General features: G+C 67.2%; 14 protein-coding genes. 8 read left to right on the top strand and 6 right to left on the bottom strand.

All coding sequences use genetic code 11. The features are described 5' to 3' along the window. Window positions 1–34 precede the first annotated feature (34 nt). The 5 genes from E0H73_RS26825 (at window position 35) to E0H73_RS26805 (ending at window position 5,574) form a co-directional block, all read left to right on the top strand. Window positions 35–742, top strand: a complete 708-nt coding sequence (locus E0H73_RS26825; protein ID WP_131361329.1) for an ABC transporter ATP-binding protein — start codon at window positions 35–37, stop codon at window positions 740–742. Continuing rightward, the gene (locus tag E0H73_RS26820; protein WP_131361327.1) at window positions 739–3,072 is read left to right on the top strand and encodes an ABC transporter permease; all 2,334 of its coding nucleotides are present in this window, start codon (window positions 739–741) and stop codon (window positions 3,070–3,072) included. The genes E0H73_RS26825 and E0H73_RS26820 overlap by 4 nt, the downstream gene beginning before the upstream one ends. Before the next feature lie 91 nt (window positions 3,073–3,163). After that, entirely contained in the window at window positions 3,164–3,943 is a 780-nt protein-coding gene (locus E0H73_RS26815; protein WP_131361325.1) for a RibD family protein, read from the top strand. Window positions 3,944–4,018: 75 nt separating this feature from the next. Then, window positions 4,019–4,741 (top strand): hypothetical protein, encoded by a 723-nt coding sequence (locus tag E0H73_RS26810; RefSeq protein WP_131361323.1) that lies wholly within the window; start codon window positions 4,019–4,021, stop codon window positions 4,739–4,741. A 77-nt stretch (window positions 4,742–4,818) separates the two neighbouring features. Continuing rightward, on the top strand, window positions 4,819–5,574 hold the full coding sequence (locus tag E0H73_RS26805) for a class I SAM-dependent methyltransferase (RefSeq protein ID WP_131361321.1): 756 nt from the start codon (window positions 4,819–4,821) through the stop codon (window positions 5,572–5,574). Here E0H73_RS26805 and E0H73_RS26800 read toward each other — a convergent pair. Together E0H73_RS26800 and E0H73_RS26795 are read right to left on the bottom strand one after the other, a co-directional pair. After that, entirely contained in the window at window positions 5,551–6,372 is an 822-nt protein-coding gene (locus tag E0H73_RS26800; RefSeq protein WP_238164279.1) for a class I SAM-dependent methyltransferase, read from the bottom strand. The genes E0H73_RS26805 and E0H73_RS26800 overlap by 24 nt on opposite strands. Before the next feature lie 62 nt (window positions 6,373–6,434). Continuing rightward, window positions 6,435–8,042, bottom strand: coding sequence for a LuxR C-terminal-related transcriptional regulator (locus E0H73_RS26795; RefSeq protein ID WP_131361318.1), 1,608 nt, complete (start codon window positions 8,040–8,042; stop codon window positions 6,435–6,437). 52 nt (window positions 8,043–8,094) lie between these two features. On the opposite strand from E0H73_RS26795, the gene E0H73_RS26790 reads away from it, so the two are divergent. Next, window positions 8,095–8,646: a TetR/AcrR family transcriptional regulator gene (locus E0H73_RS26790; protein WP_238164278.1), complete on the top strand. Its 552-nt coding sequence runs from the start codon at window positions 8,095–8,097 to the stop codon at window positions 8,644–8,646. Between the two features lie 285 nt (window positions 8,647–8,931). Here the strand turns inward: E0H73_RS26790 and E0H73_RS26785 are convergent, their stop codons facing one another. The 4 genes from E0H73_RS26785 to E0H73_RS26770 all read right to left on the bottom strand — a co-directional run bounded on the left by E0H73_RS26785 (window position 8,932) and on the right by E0H73_RS26770 (window position 13,268). Then, window positions 8,932–9,846 carry a carbohydrate ABC transporter permease gene (locus E0H73_RS26785; RefSeq protein ID WP_131361315.1) on the bottom strand — a complete coding sequence of 305 codons (915 nt, stop codon included), beginning with the start codon at window positions 9,844–9,846 and terminating at the stop codon, window positions 8,932–8,934. Then, complete coding sequence (locus tag E0H73_RS26780) at window positions 9,839–10,777, bottom strand: carbohydrate ABC transporter permease (protein ID WP_131361313.1); 939 nt, start codon at window positions 10,775–10,777, stop codon at window positions 9,839–9,841. Before E0H73_RS26780 ends, E0H73_RS26785 begins: the two co-directional genes overlap by 8 nt. After that, window positions 10,774–12,048: an extracellular solute-binding protein gene (locus E0H73_RS26775; protein ID WP_131361311.1), complete on the bottom strand. Its 1,275-nt coding sequence runs from the start codon at window positions 12,046–12,048 to the stop codon at window positions 10,774–10,776. The genes E0H73_RS26780 and E0H73_RS26775 overlap by 4 nt, the downstream gene beginning before the upstream one ends. Window positions 12,049–12,197: 149 nt before the next feature. Continuing rightward, the gene (locus tag E0H73_RS26770) at window positions 12,198–13,268 is read right to left on the bottom strand and encodes a LacI family DNA-binding transcriptional regulator (protein ID WP_131361310.1); all 1,071 of its coding nucleotides are present in this window, start codon (window positions 13,266–13,268) and stop codon (window positions 12,198–12,200) included. A gap of 100 nt (window positions 13,269–13,368) precedes the next feature. Here E0H73_RS26770 and E0H73_RS26765 point away from each other — a divergent pair, with 100 nt between their 5' ends. Together E0H73_RS26765 and E0H73_RS26760 are read left to right on the top strand one after the other, a co-directional pair. Then, a complete protein-coding gene (locus E0H73_RS26765; RefSeq protein ID WP_238164276.1) occupies window positions 13,369–13,995 on the top strand; it encodes a DUF624 domain-containing protein in 627 nt (208 codons plus the stop codon). 59 nt (window positions 13,996–14,054) lie between these two features. Further along, window positions 14,055–15,548, top strand: a complete 1,494-nt coding sequence (locus E0H73_RS26760) for a DHA2 family efflux MFS transporter permease subunit (protein ID WP_131361309.1) — start codon at window positions 14,055–14,057, stop codon at window positions 15,546–15,548. Window positions 15,549–15,739 lie beyond the last annotated feature (191 nt).

Raw genomic sequence — 15,739 nt, 5'->3', positions numbered from 1 at the left:
GCCCGGCGGGCACCGGTGCTCCTAGCGTGAACCCATGACCGATGACGAAGGCAACGGACAGGCGGTCGTACGGCTCACCGCCGTACGCAAGGAGTACGGCGAATCCGTCGCGCTCGACGGGGTTTCGCTAGAGATCAACTCTGGCGAGGCGGTAGCGGTGATGGGACCGTCCGGCAGCGGCAAGTCCACGCTGCTCAGCATGGTCGCCGGACTCGACCGGCCGACCTCGGGGACCGTCACGGTCCACGGCGAAGACCTGGGCGCGCTGAACGAGAAAGGGCTGGCGCTCTACCGGCGCCGCCGGATCGGCATGATCTTCCAGTTCTTCAACCTGCTCGACGATCTGTCCGCCCTCGACAACGTCGCACTCGCCGCGCAGCTGACCGGGACGTCGGCCTCGCAGGCCCGCAAACGCGCCCTCGAACTCTTCGAGGAACTCGGCATCGGCGGTCGCCGGAACACGTATCCAGCCCAGCTCAGTGGTGGCGAGCGGCAACGGGTCGCCGTCGCCAGGGCGCTGATGAACCGGCCCGCCGTCCTGCTCGCCGACGAACCGACCGGCGCACTCGACACCCGCGCCGGCGAGCAGGTGATGGACCTGCTGCTGGACCTCAACCAGATCGGTCAGACCCTGCTGCTGGTCACCCACGACCAGCAATTGGCGACCCGCTGCGCGAGCCGCGTGATCGAGGTCGTCGACGGGCAGATCGCCGGCGAGCGCGCGTTGGAGCGTACGCCGTGAGCGCCGTCTGGCCGGTGTCGCGAGCAGCGGTACGACGACGGCGGCTGCAGACGATCGTGATCGGCGTGGTTGTCGCATTGTCGACAACGATGATCGTCGTGGCGCTCGGACTCCTCGCGGCGTCAAGTGGTCCGTTCGACCAGGCGTACACCCGGCAGAGCGGTGCCCACCTGACCGCGTCGTACGACCGGACCAAGGTGACGGACTCGCAGCTCACGGAAGCGAGCAAGTCGGCCGAGGCAGTGGCAGGTCCCTTCGCCACGGCGACGGTGGCGCTGGGATCGGGGCAGCAGCCCGGTGAGCCTGACTCGCTTGTGACAGTCGGGCGGGCCGATGCCGGTGGGCCGGTCGACCGGCTGAACGTGTGGAAGGGCCGGTGGGCGGACAAGCCGGGCGAGATCGTGCTGAACCGGAACCCGGTCGAGTCGAGCAACGGCCCCGGAGCCATGACGTTGGACTCCAAGGTCACGGTCGCGAACGGTGGGCCGACGCTGACAGTCGTCGGGTTCGCGTACAGCGTGAGCATGTCGGCCGATGCCTGGGTGGTTCCGGAGCAGATGACGGCGTTGCATCCGACGGCGAGTCAGATGCTGTACCGCTTCGCCCATGCCGCGACGAACGAGCAGATCACCGCCGGCCAGACCGCTGTGACGACCGGACTGCCGTCCGGGGCTCTGCTGGGGACGCAGTCTTACCTTGCTTTGAAGGCACTCGCTACCGGTGAGCCGAACACGTTCGTGCCGTTCCTGATGGTGTTCGGTTGGCTCGGACTGGCGGTGGCCGCGCTGATCGTGGTCAACGTGGTCAGTGGTGCGGTGGTGGCCGGCTTCAAGCACATCGGCGTGCTGAAAGCGCTCGGATTCACGCCCACACAGGTGATGGCGGTCTATCTGGCGATGATCTCGATCCCGGCGATCGTCGGGTGTGCACTCGGGGTCGTCGCGGGCAATCTGCTCGCGGAGTCCTTGCTGACAAGGGCTTTCGAGAACTACGGCGCCGGTGGGGTCGGCGTACCGGTGTGGGTGGACGTGGCTGCGATGGTCGGCGTACCTGTCCTGGTCGCGTTGTCCGCATTCGTTCCCGCACTGCGCGCTCGCAGCCTGTCGGCCGCACAGGCGATCAGCGCGGGAAGTGCGCCGCGTGCCGGTCGCGGTCTGCGTGCGCAGCGCTGGCTGAGCGGAACCCGGCTGCCGCGGTCGGTCAGCCTTGGTCTCGGTCTGCCGTTCGCCCGCCCGGCACGCAGTGCGCTGACGCTGGCTGCCGTCGTACTCGGGGTGACAAGCGTGACGCTGGCGGTGGGGCTCGGGACGTCGCTGACCGACTACCAGACGGCCGCGAGCCGCGTGGGTGCGGTCGACCTGACGATGTTCGCGGGTACGTCGGGACCGCGGCCGCCGTCGGAGGACGGGCCTCCGGTCGCGAAGTTGAGCGATCCGGACGACGAGGCGCTGCTGCGGTCCACGGCGGGAGCGCAGTACGTGACGGCGAGTGCGGACCTCCCGATGCGGCTGACCGGGACGAGTCAGGACCTGCGAGTGTCCTTCTATCGTGGGGATTTCGAGCACCTTGGCTATCGGCTGCTGGAGGGGCAGTGGTTCGACGGACCGGGGCAGGTGGTCGTGTCCGAGCGCTTCCTGCGGCAGCGGGCGCTGGCGGTCGGCGACACGATCACGCTGGACTCGCAGGGCAAGAGCGTGCGGGTGCGGATTGTCGGCAAGGCCCTCTACAACTCGGGCGACGAGGTGCTGTCGAACTGGGCGACGCTGCAACTCGTTGCACCTGAGACGCGGGCGCAGATTTACGAGGTCCAGCTCCAGCCGGGCACTGACCTCGGCACCTACGTCAAGGCCGTGCAGGCCGGCGATCCGGGGCTGCAGCAGACTGACGGTCAGGACGCGGGCACGTTCGTCACGGTGGTCCTGGTGACCGTCATCCTGCTGACCTTGATGCTCGGGACCGTGGCTGCGCTGGGCGTGTTCAACACCGTCGTACTGAACACCCGCGAGCGGCGCCGCGACCTCGGCATGCTGAAGTCGATCGGTATGACGCCGGCCCAGGTGACGTTAATGGTCGTGACGTCGATGGCCGCGCTGGGGGCGATCGGGGGGTTGCTGGGGATCCCGCTGGGGGTTGTTGCTCACCGGCTGGTCGTTCCGGCGATGGCGAACGGCGCGCAGGTCGACGTACCGGACTTCATGCTCGACGTGTATCCGCCGGAACTCCTTGCCCTGCTGGTCCTGGCCGGCATCGTCATCGCCGGCCTCGGCGCGCTGCTCCCGGCTCGCTCGGCTGCCCGGACAACGATCGCCGAGGTGCTGCACAACGAGTAAGAGGGCGTCTGAGAACCCTGCGCCGTCGCGAGGAGGTGCGCGGTCCTCAGACGCCCTCTAACTGTCGGTGGCCGTTGGTAAGAAGTCGGGCATGACTGATCGGGCGCGTGTGGTGGTATCCGTGACAGCGTCGGTGGACGGCCGGGTGACGCTCGGGCGCGATCGGCTGCTGCTGTCCGAGGAGGCCGGGCGCGTATGGCACTCGATGCAGCCGGATGGCGCGGACGCGGTGTATGCGGCGCGGAACGCTTTGCTCGAGGAGTTGTACGCGCCGACCGCAATCCTTGAGGGCAGCGGCACCTTCGTCACCAACGATGCTGCGCCGCTGGAACTGCCACCGGCGGACGACGACGGGCTGTACGAGGACTATCTGCCGCCGGAGGTCGTTGAGCATCCGGATCACCGGAAGTGGTTCACGGTCGTGGACGGTCGAGGTCGAGTGCACTGGGATCAGAAAGGCGGCGCCGGCATTGATCTCCTGCTCCTCGTCGCCCGCGCGACCCCGGCGTCGTACCTCGCCTATCTCCGCCGCGAAACCATCCCCTACCTGGTCGCCGGCGACGACCGCGTCGACCTCGCGCTCGCACTCCACCGCATGCGAGACGCCCTCGGCGTCACCCACGTCATCTCAGAAGCCGGCGGCACCCTGAACGGCACCCTCCTCCGCGCCAGCCTGATCGACGAGCTCCACCTCGTCCTCCTCCCCACCGCCATCGGCGGCCGCGGAGTCCCCACCATCTTCGACGGCCCCGAGCTCACCCTCGACCAATCACCCACCCCACTCCGCCTCCTCACCAGCAACACAACCCCCGAAGGAATCCTCAGCCTGCGCTACGCAATCGACCCGGGCGAGGGCTCAAACGATTGCTGATCGCTTGCAGATGTTGCTGGAGAAACCTTCACGTTCGGTAGTGACGAAAGCAGCTCGCCAGTGCATCCTGTCCGGATGACAGAGTCTGGGGGAGACGAGCGGTCGTCGCTCGTTACATCACCATCAAACGGTTCAGCCGCCTCGCCCGGAGAGCGCGCAATCGCAGCGCTGATCGGATGCGTCACCGCCGCTGCCGGAGCCCTCGCAGTGTTTTGGACAGAGAACGAGGTCGGGTCAGGAGCGCTCCTTCTGATCGGAGCCGCATTCCTGGCGATGGCGACCTTCGGCCTGGTTCCGGTTCGCTTCAAGGTCGGAGACAAGGAGATGGAGGTCGGTCGAGCAGCCCTCAGGACTCTCGAGGACGTCCTTCGGGAGTCAGACGCTGCAACACAAGACAAGGTGATCGATGCCTTTGAAGGCGAGCTGGAAGCACGCGGCGTCACGCGAGAGCCCGGCGATGCCGTGGACGCGATGCTCAGCCGGTTCGAGCGGTACGCCGGATCACGCAACCCGAGAACGGTCCACGACTATCTCTTGGCGTCTGGGTGGCAGCCGTTCACGCCTGGCAAGAGCACGTACATTCGCTGGGTTTACAACGGCAAGGCACACTCGGTCAGCCTGTTTCAGAACAGCGGCACACTGACTGCGGCCTCTGTCCAGGTCCGCGATTACGCGAGGACCCTAGAGGGGGCAGATAGGGGACCCAAGGACGAAGCGCTGTTTGTTTATGCCGTCGACCCGAGTCCCGCGATGGGGGCAGCCGACTCGATCCGGCGGTTCGCCGATACCACTTCCTAGATCGACCACACAAGGGAACCCACTCCTCAGCGCAAATCCGGCTGCAGGTTCGCGACTGTGTGCGGGAGACTCGTCGGATGGATGAGGTGGTGCGGGGTAATCGGGTTGTGTGGGAACGGGCTTCGGGCAAGCATGTTCGGGAGTACGACGAGCTGTTGGCGCAGGCTCGGGATGGTGGGCGATTGTTTGCGCGGGAGGCGGAGTTGTTGGCGCCGTTGCTCGCCGATCGGCCTGTGGTTGTGCACTTTCAGAGCGGGCACGGGCTGGACGACGTCGCACTGGTGAACGGTGGGGCGTCGCGGGTGATCGGGGTGGACTACAGCGCGGTCGCGGCGGGGGCGGCTCAGCGGCGCGCAGTGGAGCTGGGGGTTGCGTGCCGGTACGTCGTTGCCGAGGTTCCCGGCGTACCGGTGAAGGACGGATCTGTCGATCTCGTCTACACGGGCAAGGGCGCGTTGATCTGGATGCGCGACATCGGTGCGTGGGCTCGGGATGTGGCTCGCGTACTACGGCCGGGCGGGAGCCTGTTCGTGTACGAGGCGCACCCGACGGTTCCACTATGGACCTGGGACGAGGACGAACCGCGGATCCGGCCGGACCGCAACTACTTCGCCGAGACCAACATCAACGACACGTTCCCTGGCAACGGCGCCCTCGAATGGCAGTGGAACCTCGGCCACATCGTCACCGCGATCACTGCGGCCGGCCTGCGCCTCGACGTACTCGAGGAGTACGCCGAACCCTTCTGGCGACCCGGCGACGGGACCAAGGCAGCCGCCTGGGCCGGCCGACTCCCCAACTCCTACGCCCTAGTCGCCCACCGACCCGGCTGACTTCCGCCCCTGGATCACGAGGTACTCGGCCGGCAGTACGACGCCAGTCCCGCTCGGACTGCCATCCCGGGTGAACAGCTCGATCAGGTCGGCCCGCAGAGCCGGCCATCGATCACCCAATGCCTGCCGGGCCAGCATGACCGGGCCGAACTTCGTCCCGTAGCAATCAGCCGCGGCCTCCGGCGACTCGTGATGAAGCCCGGCCAGCTCACGGCTGAACTCGAGCTCGATCCCGGTGCCCTCGAACAGCTCCCGGACGTGGTCCTCGTCGCCCCAAGCCAGCGGCGGATCGACGAACTCCGGGGCGGGTGGGACATACGCACCAACCATCCGGAAGAACTCCCCGATCGACCCTTCCGGTGTCCAGGCGCACAGTCCGATCCGGCCACCGGGCCGAAGTACCCGGGCGATCTCGTCGGCGACGACCTCGTGCCGAGGCGCGAACATGCACCCGAACGTGGACAGTACGACGTCGAAGTGCTCAGCCGGAAACGGCAGATCCTCGGCGTCCCCTTCGACCCATTCGATCTCGCGATCCCCGGCACGTTCGCGTGCGGTCGCGAGCATCGCGGGCGTCAGATCCAGCCCGGTGACTCGCGCTCCCGCCGCCGCGGCCGGAATCGTGGCGTTCCCGGTCCCACAGGCCACGTCCAGTACGTCCACACCAGGCCGAACGCCGACCGTCCGCACCAACCGCGCTCCGGCCTCGTACAGCCCCTCTTCCCGCAACATCGCGTCGTAGTCCCCGGTGGACCAAGTGTCCCGCACCGCTTCCTTGTACTGCGCCAGCAGCTCCATGCTCAGCAGCATCGACCAGACAACGCCCCGACCGCTTCACCTGTTCAGGCCATCCCGGCCGGCTACAACAGGCCCAACTGAGTGGCTCGGGACACGGCCGCCGCACGGGTCGAGCAGTCCAGCCGGATGTAGATGTTCGCGACGTGCCGGTGCACGGTGTGCTCGCTGATCACTAGTCGGCCGGCGATCTCGCGATCCCCCAGTCCGCCAGCGATCAGACGCAGTACCTCGACCTGTCGCAAGCTCAGCACCGTCCGCCGCAGCCCCAGTGAGGTCAGCAACTCGGCCTGATCCCGTCTCGGTACGGCGACCGCTTCAAGCGCTGCACGGGCCTCTCGCCGAGCCGCATCGGTGCGGCCGAGAGCCAGCAGACTCCGCGCAAGCTCCAAACGGGCATGTCCGGCCTCGAAGGGAGCCATGCCGTCGAACAGGTCGACCGCATCCTCGAAGCACCTACACGCCTTCGTGTGGTCGCCGACCGCAGCCGCCTGGAGTCCCTCACCGAACCGTGCCGCCGCGCGCAACGGCGGCGTGGCCACTGTCGCGGCGATCGAGCCGAACTCGGCCAAGTGGATCGCCGCCGACTCGTTGTCACCCAAGGCCGTCTCAGCCCGAACGAGAAGCTCGAGCGGCCAGGCGCGAGCAACCGATCCCGCCGGAATCCGCCGCAGCATCCGATTCAGCACGTCCCGCGCCGCGGCCGGCTCGTCTCGGTCGAGGCAGAGCTCGGCCACGCCGCGACGGGCGAGCGGATGCGACGCGACCTCCTCGAACAACGCCGCTGCCTCAGCCGCCCGCCCTTGCCGTCGACGCAGCTCAGCAAGGCGTACGACAGCCTCGGCCCGCCAGAAGGGACGTTTCGCGGTGAGGTCTTCGCGAGCTCCGATCAACTCCAGCTCCGCCTCACTCCACCGACCGTGCCAGCTGAGGATCGCCGCGTAATGCGCCCGGCAGACGCCGGTGACGAACCTAGCCTCCATCCGCCGGCTGAACTCCTCGATCTGCCGGCACCACTGCGCGCCGCGTTCGTAGTCGCGGATCTCCTCACATGCGGACATCAGCCGGCAACACGTCCATGCGGCCGGAGCGAGGTTCTCGTACTCCCCACCCAGCGCGGCCGCCGTCGCCTCGTCCAGACACCGCATCCCCTGCTCAACGGACCCGTCCTCCACCAGCGCAAGGCCCTCGGTGGCCAGGCTGAACATCTCCAGATCCACCGCGCCATGCCTCCGGCCGATCTCGCGTGCTTCACCGGCGAGTTCCCGCGCGCGCTCGGTGTCGTGGCGCCCAAGCGCGGCGTGCGCATCGAAAACCCGGAGCCAGCCGAGCTCCGGACACGACTCCAGCTCGTCGAGTAGGCGCGCGGCCCGGTTGAACCATCCCTCGGCAACCGCGCCAGCCCCGTAGAACTCGTTGTGATCGTCACCGAGCCACAACGCCATCCTGGCCGCACCTCGCGCATCGCCGGCCTGCCGGTACAACCGGTACGCCTGCTCACGCGCCTCCAGGCAAGCCGCCGCATCCTCGAGCCACCAGGTAGCCCAGCTCAGTCCTTCAAAGGCTTCCGGGGTTGCCGAAACCTCGAGAGCTCCTTCGAACTGCGCACGGGCAACCAGCCAGGCCCCCTGCGAAAGCGCAGCCCGGCCAGCCTCCACGGCCTCGGCGTACATGAAGACCTCCTATCCCGCAGTCAACGACAACGCAAGGGTTGACAATGTCTACGTGACTGAGATCCCGTTGCGTGAGCGGCTTGTGCAGGCCGGCGTCGAGTTGCTCGAGGAAGATGGCCTGGCGAACCTTTCGTTGCGCGCGATCACGCGTCGTACGGGCGTCTCCCACGGGGCACCGCGCCGCTACTTCCCGACCCACAACTCGCTGCTCGCGGCCATCGCCGCCACCGGTCTGGCTGACCTCGCGAGTCGACTCCAAACGGTCGACGTACGTCGTGAGTCCCCTGAGGAGCTGTTGGTCGGGGCGGCCGAGCGCTACCTGGAGTTCGCTGCCGAGCGGCCGGGCATGTTCGACCTGCTGTTCAGGCATGACCTGCTGGAAGGCGCCGGCGGGAATCTCCGCCAGCAGTCACTCCCGCTCTTCCAGGTCTTCATCGACCTGGTCGCCCAGGTTCACCCCGACGATGCCCGCGACCGCGCCATCGCCCTGTGGACCAACATCCACGGCCTGGCGATCCTCCGAGCCACCAAGGCCCTGGACCTCCTCGCCACCACCGACCTCACCCCGATGGTCCGCCACGTGGTCCACGCCCACCTCGGCTGATGATTCTCCGTCACGATTCTCACCCAGCGTTATTGCGGTGATGCGGCAGGTGACATTTGGTGGGAATTTGGTAGGGACCTACAGAAATCGTGCGGGGAGTCCACGAAAAAACCGCACGAATGATGTAACGGCGGCCACACTGTGCCGATAAACGGGTGAGCGACCTGGTGGGGGGCCACTTGGGGGAAGCTCCGGTGTTTCTTCGGGACCACCGCATGTGGAGGGGGGCCTCGCAGGTGCTCACCCGGGGCGGGGTGAGCACCTGTTCGAGGGCCCAGGTGCCTTCTAGCCCTTGATGCCCACGTTCGCCATTCCTTCGACGAACCGCTTCTGGGCGAAGACGAACAGCACGATCATCGGCAGCGTCGCCAGCGCCGTGCCGGCCATCAGGTACGGCCACTGGATCTCGGCCGGGTTCTGCGAGAAGATCGCCAGCCCCAGCTGCAGCGGGCGCATCGTGTCCGACGTGGTGATCATCAGCGGCCAGAGGAAACCGTTCCAGGCCGCCTCGATCTGGAACACGCAGATCGTGATCAGGGCCGGCTTGATCAGCGGCGTCATGATCCGCCAGAAGATGCCGAACTCACCGAGCCCGTCCACCCGGGCCGCCTGGGCCAGTTCGTCCGGCAGCGAGACGTAGAACTGCCGGGCCAGGAAGGTGAACAGCGGCGCCGCGCCGAGCGGGATGATCAGGCCCCACCACGAGTTCAGCCAGCCGATGCCGCCCTGGCCGAGGATGTTGTTCCCGCCGAACAGCGGAATCGACTTCACGATCAGGAACAGCGGCACGAGGATGATCTGGAACGGCACCAGCAGCAGCAGGATGAAGTAGTTCAGCAGCATCTTGCCGCCACGCAGCGGCATCTTCGCCAGCGCGTAGCCGGCCGTCGTACAGACCGCGAGGGTGAACGCCGTCTCGCCGACCGCGATGAACAGGCTGTTGCGGAAGTAGCGCAGGAACGGCGCCGTCTGCATCGCCTCGGAGAAGTTGCGCCAGCGCAGTTCCCCGGGCAGCCAGGAGAACTTCATGATCTCCAGGTCGCTCTTGAACGCGGTGAGCACCATCCAGACGAACGGCGTGATCATCAGGATCGCGCCGACGATCAGTACGACGTACAGCACGATCCGGCCCGGCCGGATGGCCGAGGGCTTGGTCGACGGCTTGGCGGATCCGACCGCCGGCAAGGTAGCGCTAGTCATTGGCATCCGCCCTCTGGAGGAAGCGCCCGACGCCGATGAAGAGCGCGATCACGATCATCATGATCACGGTCTCGGCGGACGCATAGCCGAGTTTCAGGTCCTGGAAAGCGTTCTGGTAGATGTCCAGCACCAGCACGCGGGTCTCACTGCCGGGACCGCCGCGGGTCATCACGTAGACCAGGTCGAACACCTGGAAGGTGCCGACGATCGACGTGATCAGGACGAAGAACTGCACCGGTCCCAGCGCCGGCCAGGTCACGTTCCGGAACCGCTGCCAGCGGTTCGCGCCGTCCAGGTCGGCCGACTCCAGCAGATCGCGGGAGACGCCCTGCAGCGCGGCCAGGTAGATGATGATCTTGGTCCCGAGCCCCTGCCAGATCCCGACCACCATCAGCGACGGCAGCGCGGTCGCCGGGTCGGCCAGCCAGCGGTTCGGGGCGAACCCGAACAGGCTGAGGAACCCGTTCGCCAGACCGGAGCCCGGGTTGTAGATCCACAGCCAGATGGTGGCGATGGCGACCGTCGCGGTCACCGTCGGGATGTAGAACGCGGTCCGGAAGAACCCGATCCCCCGGATCTTCTGGTTCAGCCCGATCGCGACGGCCAGCGAGATCGCCATCGAGATCGGGATCACCACGATCGCGTAGAGCACCGTGTGCCACAGCGAGGCCAGGAAGTCGACGTCGCGGAACAGGTCGGCGTAGTTGCCGAACCCGACCCACGACCAGGTGTCACCGAAGCTGTAGTCGGTCAGGCTCAGCACCAGGACGGCGACGACCGGGATGACGATGAAGATGCCGGAGTGCAGCAGCGCCGGCGTCAGCATGGCCCAGCCGGTCCGGACCTGACTGCGGAGCAGCGTGCGGCTGTCCTTGGACGGGGTGACCTTGCGCGGAGTGTCCAGTGCTGGACGTTCAAGAGTTGTGCTCATCGGGACTGTCCTGCCAGGTTGTGCAGCACCTTCGCGGGATCCTTCTGTCCGAGGACCGCCTGGGTGAGCTGGATGTCGAAGTTGCCGCGCATCTCGAGCCAGTTGGACGGCACCTCGTTCTCGTTGGCCGCATAGACCAGGCCGTCGGCGACGAACTTGCTCAACGGGTTCGACTTGGCCTGCGGCGAGTTGCCGGCGTCCTTGTAGGCCGGAATCTTCTTGTTCAGCTTGGCCAGCGCGTCCAGAGTGGTCGGCTTGGTCAGCGACTGGATGAACGCCCAGGCCGCATCCTTGTGCCGGCTGCGCGACCCGATCGAGGCCAGGTCGCCACCGACGTACTCGATCTCCTTGCCGCTGTTGAAGCGGAAGAACTTCAGGTCGTCGCAGTTCTTCTGGCCGATGCCCTTGTCCGAGCAGTCGACCGCACCACCCACGATGCCCATCGCGGCCTCGCCGCTGTACACCAGCGGCTGCTGGGCCGCGTTCGTCTGGCCGTACGGCTGGACGTTGTTGATCATCGACTTGATCCAGTTCAGCGTGTCCAACCCGGCCTGGCTGTCGAAGGTCGGCTCACCCTTGACGTAGAGCTGCGTCCCCGTGGAGGTCAGGAACGTCGTGAACGACTGCCGGAAACCGGTCGCGGAGGCAAGGTCGAAACCGCTGCGGGTGATGTTGCCGTCCTTGTCCCGCTTGGTCAGCTTCTCGGCCGCGGCCTTGATCTCGGTCAGCGACGTCGGCGGCTTGTCCGGATCGAGGCCCGCCTCACGGAACGCGCTCTTGCGCAGCGCGACCGCGCGGGCGTCGGCGACCAGCGGGTAGCCGTACAGCTTGCCGTCGTACGTCGCCGCCGGGATCAGCGCCGCGGCGCTCTTCTCCTTGATCACGTCCGGCGTCACGCCGTAGTTGCCGAGATCCTCGAAGATCCGCTTCGACGCGAACGGCTGGATCCAGCCCACACCCGTGACCATCACGTCGTACGGGATGCCGGCCGCGATCGACGTCGACAACTTCTCGTTCAGGTTGTTGTACGTCGCGAAGTCCGGCTCGACCTTCATCTTCGGATAGGCCTGGTGGAAGTCGTCGACGACCTTCTGGAACTCTTCCCGGCCCTTGGTACTGGGCGGGAAGGACGGAAGCAATATCCGCAGGGTGCCGGTGGCCTCGGCCGGGGGAACCCCGTCCGTGCTCTTGTCGATCACCCCGTTGCCACAACTGCTGACCACGACGCTGAGCGCCGCCGCCAGCAAGGTCAGTCCCACACCACGTCTCACAGGGGAACTCCTTCGCTGCCGAACCTGTTTCGGGCGGGTCCGGAGGGCCGGGCCAGCACCAGGTGCAGCGAAAGTATGGGAAAGGGCTTTCCTCGTCAATACCCTGACGCTCGAATGATCACATTCGATCAGATCCGGAACCGCACCGATCAGTGGATGGCCGGTTGAAGCGCTCCACAGGAGGACCGGATCCGGAGTTCCGGGAGCAGGCTGAGGTGCTGGACCGCGGTCGGACGGGGCGCACCGGACTCGAGGCGGCGGAGCAGCAGCTCGCAGGCGGTCCCGCCGAGGATGAACTTGGCCGGACTGACAGCGGTCAGCGGCACGACGGCCAGGGCGGCGGTCACGTCGTTGTACGCGATCACGGCCAGATCCTCCGGAACCCGCAGCCCGAGCTCCATCGCCCGCTCGACCAGTCGCGCAGCGTGCTCGTCGGAGTGGATCAGGACCGCGTGGGTGCCGAACGACTCGCACTCGGCCAGGAACGCGTCGAGCTGCGCGAGCGTGGCCGCATCCTTGCCTTCCATCGGCAGGTCCACCGGCGACAGGAACACCTCCACACCCAGCGTCGACGCGGCTGCCTCGATCCCGCGCCGCAGCCAGTACGCCGTCACCGTTGCCTGCAGGTTGACCGCGATCCGTCGGTGCCCGAGGGCCGCGAAGTGCCGCAGCGCCAGCATCGCGCCGTACTCGTGGTCGGTCCGGACGTAGTCGTACTCGCGCGCCACCTGCGGGAATCCGAACGCCCGCTCCATCAGCACCAGCGGTACCTCGATGTCGTCCAGGCGCGAACCGACCTTGTCCGCGTCGGCGTCGCCGAGCGCGGTGCTGAGCAGCAGACCAGTCACCCCGGCCCCCAGCACCTTGTCGATCCGCTCCTGCTCGATCGTCGCGTCGTAGCTCGACACTCCGAGCACCAGGCGGGCGCCATGCCGGTCCGCCATCGCCTGGGCGCCGCGGATCACGTCGGAGTAGTACGTCGCCGCACTCGGTACGACGATCCCGATCGTGGGCCGGCCGCCGGCGGTGTGGTCGGCCGAGGTGATGCCGAGAGCGCCTCCGTGGACCCGGCGAAGGAGTCCGGCCGAATCCAGTTCGGCGAGATCCCGGCGTACTGTGATCGCGGAGACGCCGAGCTCGGCGACCAGCTCGGCCACCCGGAGCCGGCCGTGCCGGCGCAGGCTCCGCAGGATCAGCTCGTGGCGCTCCGGTGCAAGCATGCAGTCCCCTGTGCTGTGGCCCAGTCTGGCGCAGTATGTGGCGCGTGATTGTTCGTGATCATACGATCAGGCACGCTCACACGGAACGAGGAGGCAATCGGTGGAAGGCGCCGGCCGGACCAGCACTGTGCTGTCCAAGCTGTCGATCATCGGCGATCTGCTGATGCTGCAGCTGGTGTTCCTGGTGCTCTCGTTCGGCATCGTCACGCTGTTCCCGGCGGCGTTCGCGCTGCAACGGGTGCTGCCGGACGCGATCAGCCAGGACCGGCCGTCGTTGCTGCGGCGGTTCTTCAAGGAGTTCGGCTGGGCGTTCCGGCGGTTCTGGCTGACCGGGATCGGGCTGTATCTCGGCGGGCTGATGCTCGCCTTCGGGATCGCGTTCTGGGCGTACTCCGGCGGTGGAGTACGGGTCTTCGCCCTCGCCGTGCTGATCCCGCTCACCGGGATGATCCTCGGGATCTACCTGAGCGCGCTCGCGCTGCTGCCCGAGGCGGACGACGACACGACCATGAAGACGCTGTTCCGGTCGGCCAACCTCTTCCTGCTCCGCCACTCACTCCCGGTGGCCGGTGGCGTGATCATCCTGCTCACCTGGTTCGCGCTCGCCTCCCAGCTCCCGACGCTGCTGGTGGTCGGTTCCGGCCTGGTTCCCGCCTTGGTCGGGTACTGGTTGTCCCGGGTCGGTCGCACGGGCCCGAAAAAAAGTTCTGAGGACGTGTCAATCTGAGCCCTCCCGGTCCGACGTAAGGGTGTAAAGGCCCTCACAAGGACTCAAGGAGACCCAAGATGTACGCGACGACCGAAACCCTGGCGACTTCGCCGGCCGCGCAGGGCGGCCGCTCGCGCTGGCTGGCCCTCTACACGCTGTGCGCTGGCATGTTGATGATCGTGCTCGACGTCACCGTGGTGAACGTGGCCCTGCCGGCCATCCAGGACGACCTCGGCTTCACCAGTTCCTCGCTGGCGTGGGTGGTGAACGCCTACCTGATCGCTTTCGGCGGCCTGCTCCTGCTGGCCGGCCGGCTCGGCGACCTGCTCGGCCGCCGCAACATCTTCACCGCCGGCCTGGTCGTCTTCACCGCCGCCTCGGTGCTGTGCGGACTGGCCCAGTCCCAGGAGGTGCTCGTCATCGCCAGGTTCATCCAGGGTGTCGGCGGCGCACTGACCTCCGCGGTGATCCTGGGCATGATCGTGACCCTGTTCCCCGAGCCGCGTGAGCAGGCCAAGGCGATCGGCGTTTACGCCTTCGTGGCGTCGGCCGGCGGCTCGATCGGTCTGCTGGCCGGTGGCGTGCTGACCCAGGCGATCAACTGGCACTGGATCTTCTTCGTGAACCTGCCGATCGGCGCGCTGACCGCCGTGCTGGCCGTCAAGCTGATCGACAAGGACAAGGGCCTCGGGCTGGGCCGCGGCACCGACGTACCGGGCGCCGTACTGATCACCGCCGCGCTGATGGTCGGCGTCTTCACCATCGTCAAACCGGCCGCCGAGCTGGGCTGGACCGCACCGCGGACCGTCGTACTGGGCCTGGTGACGCTGACCCTGCTGGCCGCGTTCATCGTCCGTGAGGCGACCGCCGCGAACCCGCTGGTGCCGCTGCGGATCTTCCGCTCCCGCAACCTGACCGGTGCGAACCTGGTCCAGGCGCTGTCCAGCTCGGGAATGTTCGGCATCTTCTTCCTCGGCTCGCTCTACCTGCAGCGGGTGCTCGGGTACTCCGCTCTGGAGATCGGACTGGCGTTCCTGCCGACCACCGTGGTGATGGGGCTGCTGTCGGTGAAGTACTCCGAGAAGCTGGTCATGCGGTTCGGCCCCCGCCGCCCGCTGATCGCCGGACTGACGCTGATCGTTGTCGGTCTGCTGCTCTTCACGCAGGCTCCGGTCGGCGGCAACTACTTCGTCCACGTGCTGCCGGTGCTGGTGCTGCTGGGCCTCGGTGGCGGCGTCTGCTTCCCGGCTCTGATGGGGCTGTCGATGGCTGACGTGAAGCCGGAGGACGCGGGTCTGGCCTCCGGTCTGATCGGCACCACCGCCGAGGTCGGCGCCGCCCTGGGCCTGGCCGTCCTGGCCACGCTCTCCGCCACCCGCACCGAGGCGGTCGCCTCGACCAAGCCGGCGCTGGAGGCTCTGACCTCCGGCTACCACCTGTCCTTCGCCATCGCCGCCGGCATCGTCGCCGCCGCCGTCGCGATCGCCTACACCCTGATGCGCCCCGCCAAGCAGGCCGAGCAGACCGAGACCGACACCGACACCCCCGACCTCGCCCTCGAAGCCGCCTGACCCCACCCCTCGAACTCCCCGCGACCACCCAGGTCGCGGGGAGTTCGCCGTACCCGCCCCACTTTGTGCACCCACCAACCGGATTTCCGGTCCTTGGCCTCAACCGGTTGTTGCACATGATCTTTGTGTGGTGACTGGAGGTAGTGATGCCGGGTAGGCGGTTGGACGTGCGGGAGGGTCAGGTGATTGAG

This window comes from Kribbella pittospori, from assembly GCF_004331465.1.
Classification (GTDB): Bacteria; Actinomycetota; Actinomycetes; order Propionibacteriales; family Kribbellaceae; genus Kribbella; species Kribbella pittospori.
The sequence above is the reverse complement of the archived record's forward strand: the minus strand, read 5'-3'. Positions and strand labels throughout refer to the sequence as shown.

Bases quoted from the DNA above. Each gene is read 5' to 3' on its own strand.
- E0H73_RS26815 (WP_131361325.1), top strand. From the start codon at position 3,164: ATGACTGATCGGGCGCGTGTGGTGGTATCCGTGACAGCGTCGGTGGAC.
- E0H73_RS26800 (WP_238164279.1), bottom strand. From the start codon at position 6,372: ATGGAGCTGCTGGCGCAGTACAAGGAAGCGGTGCGGGACACTTGGTCC.
- E0H73_RS26825 (WP_131361329.1), top strand. From the start codon at position 35: ATGACCGATGACGAAGGCAACGGACAGGCGGTCGTACGGCTCACCGCC.
- E0H73_RS26795 (WP_131361318.1), bottom strand. From the start codon at position 8,042: ATGTACGCCGAGGCCGTGGAGGCTGGCCGGGCTGCGCTTTCGCAGGGG.
- E0H73_RS26760 (WP_131361309.1), top strand. From the start codon at position 14,055: ATGTACGCGACGACCGAAACCCTGGCGACTTCGCCGGCCGCGCAGGGC.
- E0H73_RS26810 (WP_131361323.1), top strand. From the start codon at position 4,019: ATGACAGAGTCTGGGGGAGACGAGCGGTCGTCGCTCGTTACATCACCA.
- E0H73_RS26780 (WP_131361313.1), bottom strand. From the start codon at position 10,777: ATGAGCACAACTCTTGAACGTCCAGCACTGGACACTCCGCGCAAGGTC.
- E0H73_RS26770 (WP_131361310.1), bottom strand. From the start codon at position 13,268: ATGCTTGCACCGGAGCGCCACGAGCTGATCCTGCGGAGCCTGCGCCGG.
- E0H73_RS26785 (WP_131361315.1), bottom strand. From the start codon at position 9,846: ATGACTAGCGCTACCTTGCCGGCGGTCGGATCCGCCAAGCCGTCGACC.
- E0H73_RS26805 (WP_131361321.1), top strand. From the start codon at position 4,819: ATGGATGAGGTGGTGCGGGGTAATCGGGTTGTGTGGGAACGGGCTTCG.